Genomic DNA, 14,067 nt, shown 5'->3' with positions numbered 1-14,067 from the left:
GTGCGGTCAGTGTGTCGGTGCTATCGCAAGCGGCCGATTACTCGAGGTCGAAGCGGTCGAGCTTCATGACCTTGCTCCACGTGTCCACGAAGTCCTGCACGAACTTCTCCTCGCCGTCTTCAGCGCCGTAGACTTCCGAAATGGCGCGAAGTCGGGAGTTCGACCCGAAGATGAGGTCGACGCGCGACCCCTTCCATTCGACCTCGCCCGTTTCGCGGTCGCGCAGTTCGAAGACCTCCCTGTCGTCCGAGACTGGTTCCCACTCGTAGTCCATGCCGAGGACGGTCTCGAAGAAGTCGTTGGTCAGCGCCTCCGGCTGGTCGGTGAAGACGCCGAGGTCCGAGTCCTGGTAGGTCGCACCAAGCGTGCGCATCCCGCCGACCAGGACCGTCATTTCGTCGGCCGTCAGGTCCAGGAGGTCGGCTTTGTCGACCAGCAACTCCTCGGCCTTGCGGTCGGCCTCGTCACTGCGGTAGTTCCGGAACCCGTCGGCCTCTGGCTTGAGCGCCTCGAAGGATTCGACGTCGGTCTGTTCGGACGTGGCGTCGGTCCGGCCCGGCTCAAACGGAATCTCCACGTCGTAGCCGGCATCTGCCGCCGCCTGCTCGACGGCTGCGTTGCCCCCCAGCACGATCAGGTCGGCGAGCGAGACCCGCGTCCCGTCGGCTCGAGAATCGTTGAAGTCCGCCTGAATCCCTTCGAGGGTTTCCAGTACCGTCTCGAGTTCGTCGGGCTCGTTGACCTCCCAGCTCCGCTGGGGTTCGAGGCGAATCCGGGCCCCGTTCGCGCCGCCGCGCTTGTCGCTGTCGCGGTACGTCGATGCCGCCGCCCAGGCGGTTTTGACCAGCTGGGAGATCGACAGGTCAGACTCGAGGAGTTCCGCTTTGAGGTCGGCAATCTCGTCTTCGCCGATCAGCTCGTAGTCCGCGTCGGGGAGCGGGTCCTGCCAGATCAGCTCCTCGTCTGGCACTTCCGGTCCGAGGAACCGCTCTGCCGGGCCCATGTCGCGGTGGATCAGCTTGTACCACGCCTTCGCGAAGGTCTTCTGGAACGCCCGTGGGTCCTCCTGGAAGCGCTCGAGGATCTCGCGGTAGTCCGGATCCCGCTTCAGCGCGATGTCCGTCGTGAGCATCATCACGTCTTCTTTCTCCGACGGGTCCTCGACGCCGGGTGCGGCCTCGTCCAGTTCGCCGTTCTGCGTGGTCCACTGCCAGGCACCGCCGGGGCCCTTTTCGGGCCACCAGTTGTACTCGAGAAGGCTGTTGATGTACCCCATGTCCCACTGCGTCGGCGTGGTGTTCCACGGGCCCTCGATCCCGCTGGTGATCGTGTCGGCTCCCTTCCCGGAGCCGTGCTCGTTCTTCCAGCCCAGTCCCTGCTCCTCGATCGGGGCCGCTTCGGGCTCGGGGCCGACGTGGTCGTCGGGGTCGTCGGCACCGTGAACTTTCCCGAACGTGTGGCCGCCAGCGATGAGCGCGACCGTTTCTTCGTCGTTCATCGCCATCCGGGCAAACGACTCTCGGATGTTCTCGGCCGACGCTTCGGGGTCCGGCTCGCCGTCCGGCCCCTCCGGGTTCACGTAGATTAGCCCCATCACGGTCGCGCCGAGGGGATCCTCGAGTTCACCCTCTTCGTCGAAGCGCTCGGAGGCTTCCATCTCGTCTTCGGGGCCCCAATCGACGGCCGCGTCGGGCGCGAAGTCGTCCTCGCGGCCGCCGGCGAAGCCGAACGTCTCGAAGCCCATCGACTCGAGGGCGACGTTGCCGGCAAGGACGATCAGGTCGGCCCACGAGAGTTTGCGGCCGTACTTTTGCTTGACCGGCCAGAGCAGCCGGCGCGCCTTGTCTAAGTTCGCGTTGTCGGGCCAGCTGTTGAGCGGCGCGAGGCGTTGCCGACCGCCGGACGCACCGCCGCGACCGTCAGTAGTGCGATACGTGCCGGCGCTGTGCCACGCCATCCGAATGATCAGGGGCCCGTAGTGTCCGTAATCAGCCGGCCACCACTCCTGCGACGTCGTCAATACGTCCTCGATGTCTTCCTTTACGGCCTCGAAGTCGAGCTTCTCGAACTCCTCAGCGTAGTCGAACTCCTCGCCGTACGGCTCGAGGTCCTGAGCGTTCTGATCAAGAATGTCCAGGTTCACCGTATTCGGCCACCACTCGTGGTCAGATCCAGCCATCATAACCCAATTACTACTTTTGCATATTAAGATTTTCTACTTCAGTAACGAGACCTTCGTTAGATGAAAAGAGATCTTATCGAACCGTGAATTCTTATCACTGCCGGACGCAGACCGAGTCTCTAGTATAACTGTAACGACCGTCGCTGAATGAGCTGTTCACCGAATCCAATTGGGCGCTCTTACAGTACCCTGTCTTCGCGTTCGTGTGTTGAGCTGTCATCGCTGATAAATGGGGGATCTGCCTGATGACATCGAATCCGTGACTCCAGTCGAAGGCCAGGAGAAATCAAAACCGAACGGACTGCTATTCCTCTTCTTCGGGTGTGTCGGCAACGTCACTGTCGATCCGGCGGCTGACGTCGACCTGATAGTTCTCGAGGATGTCCCGACCGAGCAAGACGGGATAGTCCATGTGACCGCGGTCCTCGACGCTCGCCGTGACGGTGTGTTGGTTGCCGCCGACGCCGACGACGACGTCGACGACGGGCCGGCTCTTGGCCTGTTTGCTGCTTCCAGATCGAATCCGGGTGATGGATTTGATCGGCCCGGCACCGATATCTGCGGCGAGGCTCGTGTCGATGCTCGTCCGCGTCGCGCCGGTGTCGGATTTGGCCAGTACCGATTTCGAACCGCTCGTGCCAGAGAGGACGACCTCCTCGGTGTAGCCGATCACGGCTGGTTCGGTATCCTGTGCGATCGCTTCCGTCGGCTGGGCCGTCGGCCGGGAGTCGTCGAGAACGTTCGAGAGATCGTGTACGCGGTCGTCGTCGACCTCGCCGCCGGCACGTTCGATCGCCAGTTTGGCAATGTAGGGTGCGGGGCTGACCTGTGTCGCCTCGTAGAGTCCCTTGAAGCCGGCCGTCGGGTTGACCTCGAGGACGAACCAGCCGCCGTCGCCCTCGACGAGATCGACGCCGGCGTAATCGAGATCGACGATGTCAGACGCACGGCGGGCCATCTCGGCAGCTTCCTCGGGGAGGTCGTCGGTCGCGTTTTCGACGGAGCCGCCGAGAGCGACGTTGGTTCGCCAGTCGTTATCCGGCGCGTAGCGATACATCGCGGCGACGACCTCGCCGCCGACGACGTAGACGCGCAGGTCGCGGTGGCGGACGTCCTCCTGATCGACGAGTTCCTGCAGGAACGCATACCGGTTGCCGACCTTGGCGTTGATCGGATCGTCGGGGCCGACCTTCCACGTCCCGCCGCCGTGGGTGCCAATCGCCGTCTTGTAGACCGCCTCCTCGCCGTACCGACTCCGTGCGGCATTCAGTTGATCGCCGCTTAGCGCGAGTGTGACATCGGGTGTCCGGACATCGTTCCCAGCGAGCGCGGTCGCCGTCGAGAGTTTGTGGATCGCGGTCAACACGGAATCCGGCTCGTTGAGCGTCGGCACCAGCTGGGAGAACGTGTTCGCAAGCCCAAGTTCTTCGGCGGGCTGTTCGGTATTCGAGAGTAACATCCGGTTTGCGATCACGTCGACCTCGGGCTCGAGGACGGGAGTGCCGTCGGTGACGCTGATCGACGTATTTTCCGCGCGAAGCCACTCGGTATCGTGTCCGAGATCCTCGACGGCGTTGAGAATTGCTTTCGTTTCCTTGCTCGTATGAAGACTCAATACCCCGACGGTCACGGGATCTGCACCGGCCATACCGGCTAGACTCCCACCCATCGGATAAGTATTGGCAGTTCGGTCAGTCCGCGTCGGGAGGTGAGACCGTCCCACACTGCACTAACTGATGACCGACCGCACCTGTCCCGGATCGACCAGCCCGCTTACCACCGCAAGCAGCGCCCAAGTGATTGCACCGATCGCGATCGCACCACCCAGCATGAACAGACTCGAGACCAGCGGGGTCACGAGCAAGACGGTGACCGCCATTACACCCGTAATCGCACAAATCAGTCCCGTCGTCCGGGCGAGTCGCCCGACGTTCAGTCCGAGTTCGGTGTGGACGACGTAGAGATTCACCGCCACGTACACCGTGTGGGTCGCGACCGTCGCGATCGCCGCACCGACGACGCCGATCCACGGAATCAACAGGATGTTCAGTCCGAAATTAGCGACTGCCGTTGCGCCTTTGGCCATGGCACGCGCTCGAGCACGCCCGAGATAGTCTAAGCTGTCGCTGGTCAGATTCGTAATCGCCTGTAACACGACGAAGCCCGCAAGCACCTGCAACACCGGCACCGCAGCCGCATAGTCGGACCCGAAGATCATCGTCAGAAACGGCCCCGCGACGATCGCCAACCCGACTGCCGCCGGAATGTAGAGCAACAACACGTTCGTCAGCGAGGTCTCGTATATCTGTCTGGCCTTCTCGAGTTCGCCAGCGGCTTTCTGTTCGCCGAAGTTCGGTGAGATGGTAAAGCCAAGCGACTCAGCGGGTGCGAGGACGAAATCCGTAATCTGCTTTGCGAGGGTGTAGAACGCGACTGCAGCAGGGTTGAGGAAGAGTCCGACCAGCACGATGTCGATCTGCTTATCGATGACGTTCGCACTCTGAGTTGCCGTCAGCGGCACGCTGTACTCGAGGAGCCGTTGCGAGAGCCCATCCTCGTACTCGTCGGCCGGGTCGTAGCGCTTGTAGAAGCCGACATAGAGGATGCCCATGCCGACGACGGCAGCCAGCGCGTAGCCGACGATGTATCCGAAAAACGCACCGAGCGCCCCGAAGCCGGCGAGGACGAACGCGACGGCGAAGAGCAGCCGTCCTGCGCCGCTGATCGCCTGGACGATCGCGCTGTAGCCGAGGTGATTGAAGCCCTGAAACGCCACCTGTGAGAAGGTGCTGAACGAGAAGACGACGAGATAGACGACGCCCGCCGCGAGGAAGGGGATCGCGTCCGGTTCGCCCAGCGCGGTCGCGATCCACTCGTGGTAGAGCAAGAGGACGTACGCAACGAACGTGATCAAGACGAGCTTGGCCGCAACCGTCGTCTTGAGGAGGTACGGCACCTGCCCCGGATCAGTCTCGCGATACTCCGAGAGATATCGGGCGACCGACCGCGAGAGCCCGAGATCCGCAAAGAGCTGGATGATCGCCAGCACCCCGATCGCCCAGTACAGCGCGCCGTACCCATCCGGATCGAGCAGGAACCGCGCCAGGACGAACATTAACAGCGCGCTTGAAAGCATGTAGACCGCGCGCGCAACGAGCGTTGCCTTGAAGCCGTGAATGATGTGATCTTCCCTGTTCATTCGACGTACTCACCCCGATGAGACATCCGCAGTCATCCGACGGTGCAGCCGAGAGCGACCCACGTACTTCTCGCAGCGACGGCTCGACCAATTGTAATGCGGAGACAACAGACGGAGCACAGTCGTTACGAGAACAGTGATACTCGATTTTCCAGCACGGGAGCCGCCTCAGATCGCGTTCCGACCTGCCTGGGAACGTAGCCGCTGGTAACGGGGTGCAAACAGCTGAAAGACAACCGTACACATCGAATAGACACTCGTTACAGTGGCTCGCGACCGGTGTGACCGACTGGACAACACACGGATGAGAACGAATTCGAAGTCGTCTAGAGGTGCGCGGAGTCCCACCGGGTCGCTTTTCGCCGGTTCCCGCAGTTGTTACACTCGATCCGCCCCATCGCGTCCATCGCGTTATCGATCGACTCACAGTTCCCACAGAGCCAGGCGTAGCGTTCCGACCGATCTTCGGTCTGGTAGGCCGTGTAAAACGGTGCCTTCGAACCACGGGCCGCTTCGCCGTAGCTCACGTAGACCGTCTCACCGTCGGCCGTGACCTCATCGATCGCACCCCACTCGTCGTCGTCCTCGAGGTCGCTTTCGACGTAGACGTTCTCCGTGAACGTCTCCGAGCCGATCTCGATCTCGCGCTGGCCGGCCTGCTCGAAGCCGTGAGTGCGGTAAAACTCGTTGCCGACCTCGTTGTCCTCGAGCACGAAACACTGGATCTCGTCGGCTCCTTTCTCGAGCAGCGTCTCGCGGGTTCGAACGAGGAGGCGGACGCCGGTGCCGCCGTCGCGGTGGTCGGGATGGACGTGCAACCAGAGGAGATGGCCGGTGTGTGTCTGTTGGCCGATCAGTTCGCTCTGGGAGAACGCGACGACCTCGCCGTCGTCTTCGACGACCAGAAAGACCACGCGGTCGTCATCGAGGTCGTCGACGAACGAATTGCCGTACCATTGCTCGATCGCGTCGTCGATCGTCTCCCCGGCGAGGAACGACGTGTACGTGGAGTTGAGCGAGTCGTGTGCGATGGTGCGAATCGCCTCAGCATCCGATGCTGTCGCCTCTCGAATTTCCATGGGTGCCTATAGCATGGCCTGGTACAAAACGTATGCCCACAACTCCAGATTCTGCTATCCGTTGTTCGAACGAACCTGGCGTTCGCCGCGAAAGTGACACGAAACGGCTCGAGCACCTGTCAACGACGACGTTCTGGGTCGATGGACAGTCACCTCGAGCGACAGAGAAGGGGGAAGATTCACGGTGATGCCCCCGGAGAACCTTCTATGAGCGACGACACGGCGACCGAACCGCCCGACGACGGACGCGAAACCGACGAGATGAACGAGCCGTTTACGTACAACGGCGGACGCGTCGATCCCGGCGAGTCGGCGAACATTCGGTACGGTATCAGCGAAACGTATCTCGGGGACCCTGTCAGAATTCCCGTCACGGTGATCAACGGTGAACACCCGGGGCCGACGGTCTTTCTCTCGGCGGCGGCCCACGGCGACGAACTCAACGGGATCGAGGTCGTCCGGGAGGTCGCCCACGACTGGGACCACTCCATCCTGCATGGGACGCTGGTTTGTCTGCCCGTGATGAACGTCCCCGGCTTCATCGCACAGGAACGGTATCTGCCGATCTACGACCGGGACCTGAACCGGTCATTCCCCGGGCGCGAGGGGTCAACCAGCGCCAGACGGATGGCCCACCAAATCTTCACGAACTTCATCGAACCCTGTGATCTCGGCGTCGACTTCCACACGTCGACCCGCGGGCGGACGAACATGCTCCACGTTCGGGCCAACATGGAGCGACCGGACGTCGCCAGACTCGCCAACGCGTTCAGTTCGAACGTTATCATCGCGGGCGAAGGCCCATCCGGAACGCTGCGCCGTGAAGCCAGCGAAGCCGGCATTCCCACGATCACCGTCGAGATGGGCGAAGCCCACCGCTTCCAGCGCCGGCTGATCGATCGCGCGCTCACTGGCGTCGCAAGCGTGTTCGCCGAGTTCGGCCTCCACCGGGAGTCGTCAGTCCACTGGCCCGGTTGGCGCACCGTCATCGATACCGACGACGAGAAGACCTGGCTCCGCGCCGACGCCGGTGGCATCGTCGACATGAAACGCGGCCGGGGCGCACTCGTCGAGGAAGGCGAAGTGATCTGTGCTATTACCAACCCGTTCAAAGAAGAAGAGGACATCGTCACCGTCGAAGCGCCGTTTACCGGTCTCATCGTCGGCGTCCTCGAGAACCCCGTCGTCTACCCGGGGAACCCGCTCTGCCATCTGGTTGGGCTCTCGCCGGATACGCTCACCGCGCTCTCGCGCGAGCGGACGACCGAGAGTTCGCGATCGGAACTCTGATACGGACTCCTGTCAGTGAGTACCGGTGCAACCGCGACCCGCACTGCGGTCCCACCGAGACATCGGGACAGCAGACCGTATGAGACCGCGCTGGCCGCTGTCGATGGCGATCCCACACAGCGCCAGCAGCGAGTCGACCGCACCGGCCCGAACCGGTTCGGCGCTCGGCGAAAGCTATTATCGCCCCATCATATATTGGGTGGACTGAGAGTGACGGTGACGAGATAAAAGTAACTTCTATACCCCCGCGGTCTAACGGACCATATGAGCGTATGAGTCAGTCTTACAATCGCGGTCTCGTCGAGGACTTCGGGCGCTGGAAGGAGTTCTCGGCCGGGATGTGGGCATGGATCTTCCACAAGTTCACCGGATGGATCCTGATCGGCTACCTGTTTACCCACATTTCCGTGCTGAGCACTTCTCTCGGCGCAGCCGGTAACGAAGCGGCAATCATGAGCGAAACGGACGTCTACACCACGACGCTACAGGGACTCGAGAGTCTGTTCCTCATCCGACTGCTCGAGATCGGCCTGCTCGCGGTGGCCGTCTTCCACATCTTAAACGGCCTCCGCCTGCTGATGGTCGATCTGGGTATCGGACTCGAGGCACAGGACAAGAGTTTCTACGCCTCGCTGATCCTGACGGGTGCGATCACCGTCGCCAGCGTTCCGACCTTCCTGACGGGGGTGGGTCTCTAATGGCAGAACGATACTCCTCGTTTACGCCCGGCGGGACCGGCTGGTTCTTCCAGCGACTGACGGCGGCGTTTCTCGTCGTCGCTCTCGCCTTCCACTTCTTCCTTCTGCACTTCGTCAACCACGCGTACGAGGTAACCTTCTTGGGAACGCAGGCCCGAATGGAGAATATCGGCTACCTCCTGACGATGATCCTGTTCCTGGTCACTGCCGCGTTCCACGGCGTCAACGGCGTCTACAACGCGCTGGTCAACCAGGGTCTCAAGGGCACCCAGAAGAAGGTCATCCTGGCGGTGCTGACCCTTGCCGGGCTTGCACTCGTCGCACAGGGTACCTACGTCGCACTCGTGATGGGGGGAATGATCTAACATGAGCACGCAACAAGCCGAACCCGAAACGCAAGACGCACCGGACGACCCGGCGATGAAAGGCGCGGAGTCGCCGGCAGCCGAGAAACAAAAAGGCGGCGACATGGTCGACGAGCGTGACGAAAGTCAGGCCGAGTTCGATGGGGAGACGGTCCACATCAAGGTGTTCCGCTACGACCCCGAGGTCGAAGCAAAGCAGGAACCCCGGTTCGACGACTTCCACGTCCCCTTCGAGAAGGGGATGACCGTCCTCGACTCGGTCATGTACGCCCGCGACGAGTTCGATTCGTCGCTAACCTTCCGCCACTCCTGTCGGCAGGCGGTCTGTGGTTCCGACGCTTTCTTCGTCAACGGCAAGCAGCGACTGGGCTGTAAGACCCAGATCTCCGATCTCGAGCAGCCGATCCGCATCGAGCCGCTGCCACACCAGGAGGTCGTCAAGGATCTGGTCGTCGATATGGACCACTTCTACGACCAGATGCACGCCGTCGAGCCGTACTTCAAGAGCGAAGATACGCCCGACGCAAGCGAACTCGAAGAACAGCGTCAGTCGCGTGAAAACCGCGAGAAGGTCAAGATGTCCACGCGCTGTATCTGGTGTGCATCTTGTATGTCCTCGTGTAACATCGCGGCCGGCGACAACGAGTACCTCGGCCCTGCGGCGATCAACAAAGCCTACAAGTTCGCGATGGACGACCGCGAGGAAGAAGACATCAAAGAGCACCGACTCCGCATCTTAGAACAGGAACACGGCGTCTGGCGGTGCCAGACGCAGTTCTCCTGTACCGAAGTGTGTCCGAAAGACATTCCGCTCACCGAGCACATTCAGGAGCTCAAGCGGGAAGCAGTCAAGAAAAACCTGAAGTTCTGGTAACCATGTACGAACACGACGTCATCGTGGTCGGCGCCGGCGGTGCCGGCCTCCGAGCCGCGGTCGCAGCGCACGAAGCGGGAGCCGACGTGGCGATGGTCACGAAGCTCCACCCCGTCCGTAGCCACACCGGCGCGGCGGAAGGTGGGATCAACGCCGCCTTACAGGAAGGCGACGACTGGGAACTCCACGCCTACGACACCATGAAGGGGTCGGACTACCTCGGCGACGCGCCGGCGGTCGAGACCCTCGCCCAGGACGCCCCCGAAGAGACGATCAATCTCGAGCACTGGGGGATGCCGTTCTCCCGCGAGGAAGACGGCACCGTCTCACAGCGACCGTTCGGTGGGCTCTCGTACCCACGGACGACCTACGCCGGTGCAGAGACCGGCCATCACCTGCTGCACACGATGTACGAACAGGTCGTCAAACGCGGCATTCAGGTCTACGACGAGTGGTACGTCATGGATCTGGCGACGACCGACGAAGACGACCCCAACGACCGCGAGTGTCACGGTGTCGTCGCCTACGACGTCCAGTCCGGCCAGATTGAAGGGTTCAAGGCCAACGACGGCGTCGTCCTCGCAACCGGTGGCCCCGGCCAGGCGTTCGACCACACGACCAACGCCGTCTCCTGTACCGGCGACGGACAGGCGATGGCCTACCGGGCGGGCGTACCCCTCGAGGACATGGAGTTCATCCAGTTCCACCCGACGTCGCTGCCGTCGACGGGTGTCCTCATCTCCGAGGGTGTTCGTGGCGAAGGTGGCATCCTCTACAACAACGAGGGCGAACGCTTCATGTTCGAGCACGGCTACGCGAACAACTCCGGCGAACTCGCCAGCCGCGACGTCGTCGCTCGAGCAGAGCTCACGGAGGTCAACGAGGGCCGTGGCGTCGACGACGAGTACGTCCACCTCGACATGCGTCACCTCGGTGAAGAGCGCATTATGGACCGCCTCGAGAACATTCTGCACCTCGCGGAGGACTTCGAGGGCGTCGACGGCCTCGTCGAGCCGATGCCGGTCAAACCTGGCCAGCACTACGCGATGGGTGGCATCGAGGTCAACGAGAACGGCCAGACCTGCATCGACGGCCTCTACGCGGCCGGCGAGTGTGCCTGTGTCTCCGTCCACGGCGGCAACCGACTGGGTGGCAACGCCCTGCCGGAACTGATCGTCTTCGGCCGCCGCGCTGGCTACCACGCTGCCGGCGGGGACCTCGGCGAAGCCGAGATCCGGACCGGCTACGGCGACGACGTCGAGGACGAAACCGATACCGAGTTCCCGGTCGCCCCCGGCGCAGCGGGACTCGGGACGAGCGGCGGCGTCGCTGCTGACGGTGGCGTCACGGCCGACGCCGAAGGCGTCCTCGAGCGACACGTCGAGACGGCTCGCGAACGCGTCGACGGGCTGCTGGACAAAGACGACGGCGTCCAGCACTCCGAGATCCGCGCCAAGCTCCAGCAGGCGATGACCGACTACGTGAACGTCTTCCGAACCGAGGACGGCGTCAAGAAGGCGCTGAAGATCATCCGCGAGTGCCGCGAGGAGTATCAGGACGTCTACGTCGACGACCCGTCGCGGACGTTCAACACGGACCTCCAGCAAACCATCGAGACGCGGAACCTGATCGACGTCGCCGAGACGATTGCACTCGGCGCGCTCGTTCGTGACGAGTTCCGTGGCGCTCACTGGCGCAAGGAACACCAGGAACGCAAAGACGACGAGTGGCTCAAGCACACGCTCGTCTCCTGGGACGGCGGCGAACCCTCGATTTTCTACCGCCCGGTCATTCTCGAGGGCCAGAACAAGACCTACGAGCCCAAAGAGCGCAGCTACTAACCGCGACATCGCCGTATCCGTTTTCGCTGTGCGTGGTCCAGCCGTCACCTCGAGTAGAATTGCTTATACCGCTCCCGTCGAATTGTCAATCTATGACTGTCTCGCTGCTCGTCATCGTCGCATCCCTCTTTAGCGGCTCCGTCCTGACCGGCCCGCTGCTGTTCGCAGCGGCCGTGCTCACGCCCGCAGCGATCCTGGTGGCGCTTTGGGTTCTCATGCGATTTCTCTTCAGTTCCGGGTCGGCAGCCTGAGGACGCGGCCACTCCCGTCGTTCAACCGGAGCGCTATAGCCCGAGGCCCTCGAGGAGATCGACGCCGACGCCGAGGTAGTCGATTACTTTGTACCCGAGGTAGATCCCCACGATTCCCATGAGGCCGGGAAGTTCCGGCGGTGCAGGGATCGGAATGTTGAGATATCGGAACAGCGCGCCGGTAGCTAGCCCGGTCAGAAGCGCCAAAACTGCAAGCTGCGTCGACATTGCGTGTCCTATACGACTGGCTGTAAGTCAGTGTAGTGGTTCGTCGGGTCGGCCTCGCGTCCGTTACAGTTCGATCCGTTCGACCAGTTGCTCGTGGTTCTCGTTCGTGTTGACGGCGACGATCCGGATCTGGTCTGCGAGGCCGGAGTCTTTTAGTTTGGCTTTGAGCAGGTTGTCGACCTGATAGACACCGGCGGCGTTGGTCATTGCGATCTCGACCATGACGGGCGTCGTATCGCCCTGCTGGAGCGACACGCGGCTGATCGCCTGACTCGAGAGGGTGTTGATCCCACGACCGCCGGACTCGTAGGGAATGCGAGAGCGACCGTGTTCCATATCGAGGGCGTCGGCGACGCGAATAACGCCGGCTTCGGTCGTCAGCGGCGTCTCGGCGGTGTGATGGCAGAGAATGGCATGGAGGATTTCGCCTTTCATTCGGACAGTCTCGGCGACATCGTAGAATTCGGGGAGGACTCGATCGAGGATGTCTGCCGCCAGCGGGATCGAGTAGTAGGCATGGCTGTCGCGATGGACGACGTGGCCGACGTCGTGGAGCGTCGCCGCAAGGGCGATAATGACCGATTCGTCTTCCTCGGCCAGTCCTTGCTGGCGAGCCCCGTTGAAATCGACGTTGCCGGTCTTGAGCAGGTCGTACAGACACAGTGCCCGGTTACGGACGATCTCGATATGTTTCGTCCCGTGATCGTTGTATCGCATCCGGTCGACCGCGTTGATGTTTTGTGCCTCGAGATAGGCCGCAATCTCGTCGTCGTTCTCGATGTACTCGAGGACCCGATTTAGCTTCTCGTCGGGGAACGCGTGGTCGTCGTCGGGGGAGTAAACACGGCGGGGATCCTCCTCGGCGGCAGAATCGCTCATACTGACCCATCGGCTGCAGACTAAAAAAATTCTGCGACGGTTGTCGGGCTGGTCTGCAGGGAGTCGTTAGGAGAGGTCCTCGACTGCGGCTTCGACCTCGTCGTAGTCGGGTTCGACACCGGGGTCGTCGCTGACCCACGAGTAGGCAACGTCGCCGTCACCGTCGATGACGAACACCGACCGCTTGGCGACGCCGTAGACGCCCAGATCGGCGAAATCCATCTCGATGTCGTAGTCGTCGATGAGCTCTTTATTGTAGTCGCTGAGCAGGCCGAACTCGAGGTCGTTCTGTGCACGGAACTCGTTCAGCGTAAACGGAGAGTCCCGGCTGACACCGTAGACGCTGGCGTCGAGGTCGTTGAAGGTGGCCAGCCGATCCTGGAACGTACACATCTCGGTCGTACAGACGCTTGTGAACGCGCCGGGGAAGAACGCCAGGACGATCGGCGCGTCGTCTTCCAGACGCTCCGAGAGAGTGAATTCCTCGATGTTGCCGTTCGCAAGCGGTGCGGTGAAATCGGGTGCGGCGTCTCCGGTGGTTACCATCGTCAGTCCGTTGCGTCCACGCGGGAAAGACAGTTTCGTTCGCGGAAGGGTTTCGACGGATGGCAGTCGACAAAATCCGAGAAGGGACGAGATTCTAGCCAAACTATGTCGCTTCATTTTTCGGCGAATCTCGTTCGTAGACGGACTGTCGTGGCCACTTGATTACCTGAGTGGTCCAAAAAGGTTATAATTGCCAGTGGACAAGCTGTGCGTAGAAATGCAAGCCGAACTAACACCGCTGTTCATCCCCGGCGGATTCGGACCGATGGAGCTGGGCGTCATCCTGCTCCTTGCCATCTTGCTCTTCGGGGCCAACAAGATTCCGAAGCTGGCACGGTCGACCGGCGAAGCCATGGGTGAGTTCCAGAAGGGGCGCGAAAAGGTCGAGTCGGAACTCGAGGAAATGCGCGAGTCCGGAAACTACGACGACAGTGCTGGCGGTGACGACGAGTTCGTCGACACGGAGCCAGTTACCAACGAAGACGAGACGGACGTCGAAACGGAAACCAACTAACGTTCTTTTCACGCCGGGGCGTGTGGCCTAGCGGAGAGGGCAGGAGGTTCCTAACCTTCTGATCGTGGGTTCGAATCCCGCCACGCCCGTTCTGCGAGGAGCGGATGCGAGGAGCGAACGG

General features: G+C 61.9%; 14 protein-coding genes and 1 tRNA gene. 8 read left to right on the top strand and 7 right to left on the bottom strand.

From position 1 onward, the window contains the following. Nucleotides 1–37: 37 nt before the first annotated feature. From katG to C476_RS04420, 4 genes are all read right to left on the bottom strand, one after another. Nucleotides 38–2,179 carry a catalase/peroxidase HPI gene (katG, locus tag C476_RS04435; protein ID WP_008010272.1) on the bottom strand — a complete coding sequence of 714 codons (2,142 nt, stop codon included), beginning with the start codon at nt 2,177–2,179 and terminating at the stop codon, nt 38–40. Between the two features lie 307 nt (nt 2,180–2,486). Beyond that, entirely contained in the window at nt 2,487–3,830 is a 1,344-nt protein-coding gene (locus tag C476_RS04430) for a RimK family alpha-L-glutamate ligase (RefSeq protein WP_008010270.1), read from the bottom strand. Between the two features lie 81 nt (nt 3,831–3,911). Then, nucleotides 3,912–5,381 (bottom strand): flippase, encoded by a 1,470-nt coding sequence (locus C476_RS04425; RefSeq protein WP_008010269.1) that lies wholly within the window; start codon nt 5,379–5,381, stop codon nt 3,912–3,914. Between the two features lie 326 nt (nt 5,382–5,707). After that, the gene (locus C476_RS04420) at nt 5,708–6,460 is read right to left on the bottom strand and encodes a GNAT family N-acetyltransferase (RefSeq protein WP_008010267.1); all 753 of its coding nucleotides are present in this window, start codon (nt 6,458–6,460) and stop codon (nt 5,708–5,710) included. A gap of 207 nt (nt 6,461–6,667) precedes the next feature. Between C476_RS04420 and C476_RS04415 the strand changes: the two genes are divergently transcribed. The 6 genes from C476_RS04415 (at nt 6,668) to C476_RS18655 (ending at nt 11,779) form a co-directional block, all read left to right on the top strand. Next, nucleotides 6,668–7,750, top strand: a complete 1,083-nt coding sequence (locus C476_RS04415) for a succinylglutamate desuccinylase/aspartoacylase family protein (protein WP_008010266.1) — start codon at nt 6,668–6,670, stop codon at nt 7,748–7,750. A 272-nt stretch (nt 7,751–8,022) separates the two neighbouring features. Beyond that, nucleotides 8,023–8,448, top strand: coding sequence for a succinate dehydrogenase, cytochrome b556 subunit (sdhC, locus tag C476_RS04410; protein WP_008010264.1), 426 nt, complete (start codon nt 8,023–8,025; stop codon nt 8,446–8,448). Next, a complete protein-coding gene (locus C476_RS04405; RefSeq protein ID WP_008010262.1) occupies nt 8,448–8,813 on the top strand; it encodes a succinate dehydrogenase subunit D in 366 nt (121 codons plus the stop codon). Before sdhC ends, C476_RS04405 begins: the two co-directional genes overlap by 1 nt. Nucleotide 8,814: 1 nt before the next feature. Next, nucleotides 8,815–9,687 (top strand): succinate dehydrogenase/fumarate reductase iron-sulfur subunit, encoded by an 873-nt coding sequence (locus C476_RS04400; RefSeq protein WP_008010260.1) that lies wholly within the window; start codon nt 8,815–8,817, stop codon nt 9,685–9,687. 2 nt (nt 9,688–9,689) lie between these two features. Beyond that, nucleotides 9,690–11,528, top strand: a complete 1,839-nt coding sequence (locus tag C476_RS04395; protein ID WP_008010257.1) for an FAD-binding protein — start codon at nt 9,690–9,692, stop codon at nt 11,526–11,528. Nucleotides 11,529–11,620: 92 nt separating this feature from the next. Then, a complete protein-coding gene (locus tag C476_RS18655) occupies nt 11,621–11,779 on the top strand; it encodes a hypothetical protein (RefSeq protein WP_160162887.1) in 159 nt (52 codons plus the stop codon). A gap of 33 nt (nt 11,780–11,812) precedes the next feature. Here the strand turns inward: C476_RS18655 and C476_RS04390 are convergent, their stop codons facing one another. The 3 genes from C476_RS04390 to C476_RS04380 all read right to left on the bottom strand — a co-directional run bounded on the left by C476_RS04390 (nt 11,813) and on the right by C476_RS04380 (nt 13,432). Continuing rightward, nucleotides 11,813–12,007, bottom strand: coding sequence for a XapX domain-containing protein (locus C476_RS04390; RefSeq protein ID WP_008010256.1), 195 nt, complete (start codon nt 12,005–12,007; stop codon nt 11,813–11,815). Between the two features lie 63 nt (nt 12,008–12,070). Further along, a complete protein-coding gene (locus C476_RS04385) occupies nt 12,071–12,886 on the bottom strand; it encodes an HD domain-containing protein (protein ID WP_008010253.1) in 816 nt (271 codons plus the stop codon). Nucleotides 12,887–12,952: 66 nt separating this feature from the next. Further along, a complete protein-coding gene (locus C476_RS04380; protein WP_008010251.1) occupies nt 12,953–13,432 on the bottom strand; it encodes a redoxin domain-containing protein in 480 nt (159 codons plus the stop codon). Between the two features lie 217 nt (nt 13,433–13,649). On the opposite strand from C476_RS04380, the gene C476_RS04375 reads away from it, so the two are divergent. Together C476_RS04375 and C476_RS04370 are read left to right on the top strand one after the other, a co-directional pair. Next, entirely contained in the window at nt 13,650–13,946 is a 297-nt protein-coding gene (locus C476_RS04375; RefSeq protein ID WP_008010250.1) for a Sec-independent protein translocase subunit TatA/TatB, read from the top strand. A 16-nt stretch (nt 13,947–13,962) separates the two neighbouring features. Further along, nucleotides 13,963–14,035 (top strand) — tRNA-Arg (locus C476_RS04370). Nucleotides 14,036–14,067: the final 32 nt, after the last annotated feature.

Origin of the sequence: Natrinema limicola JCM 13563 (genome assembly GCF_000337475.1) — an archaeon.
Lineage (GTDB): Archaea > Halobacteriota > Halobacteria > Halobacteriales > Natrialbaceae > Natrinema > Natrinema limicola.
The sequence above is the reverse complement of the archived record's forward strand: the minus strand, read 5'-3'. Positions and strand labels throughout refer to the sequence as shown.

Coding starts and splice junctions, on each gene's coding strand:
- katG (WP_008010272.1), bottom strand. CDS start 2,179: ATGGCTGGATCTGACCACGAGTGGTGGCCGAATACGGTGAACCTGGAC.
- C476_RS04430 (WP_008010270.1), bottom strand. CDS start 3,830: ATGGCCGGTGCAGATCCCGTGACCGTCGGGGTATTGAGTCTTCATACG.
- C476_RS04425 (WP_008010269.1), bottom strand. CDS start 5,381: ATGAACAGGGAAGATCACATCATTCACGGCTTCAAGGCAACGCTCGTT.
- C476_RS04420 (WP_008010267.1), bottom strand. CDS start 6,460: ATGGAAATTCGAGAGGCGACAGCATCGGATGCTGAGGCGATTCGCACC.
- C476_RS04415 (WP_008010266.1), top strand. CDS start 6,668: ATGAGCGACGACACGGCGACCGAACCGCCCGACGACGGACGCGAAACC.
- sdhC (WP_008010264.1), top strand. CDS start 8,023: ATGAGTCAGTCTTACAATCGCGGTCTCGTCGAGGACTTCGGGCGCTGG.
- C476_RS04405 (WP_008010262.1), top strand. CDS start 8,448: ATGGCAGAACGATACTCCTCGTTTACGCCCGGCGGGACCGGCTGGTTC.
- C476_RS04400 (WP_008010260.1), top strand. CDS start 8,815: ATGAGCACGCAACAAGCCGAACCCGAAACGCAAGACGCACCGGACGAC.
- C476_RS04395 (WP_008010257.1), top strand. CDS start 9,690: ATGTACGAACACGACGTCATCGTGGTCGGCGCCGGCGGTGCCGGCCTC.
- C476_RS18655 (WP_160162887.1), top strand. CDS start 11,621: ATGACTGTCTCGCTGCTCGTCATCGTCGCATCCCTCTTTAGCGGCTCC.
- C476_RS04390 (WP_008010256.1), bottom strand. CDS start 12,007: ATGTCGACGCAGCTTGCAGTTTTGGCGCTTCTGACCGGGCTAGCTACC.
- C476_RS04385 (WP_008010253.1), bottom strand. CDS start 12,886: ATGAGCGATTCTGCCGCCGAGGAGGATCCCCGCCGTGTTTACTCCCCC.
- C476_RS04380 (WP_008010251.1), bottom strand. CDS start 13,432: ATGGTAACCACCGGAGACGCCGCACCCGATTTCACCGCACCGCTTGCG.
- C476_RS04375 (WP_008010250.1), top strand. CDS start 13,650: ATGCAAGCCGAACTAACACCGCTGTTCATCCCCGGCGGATTCGGACCG.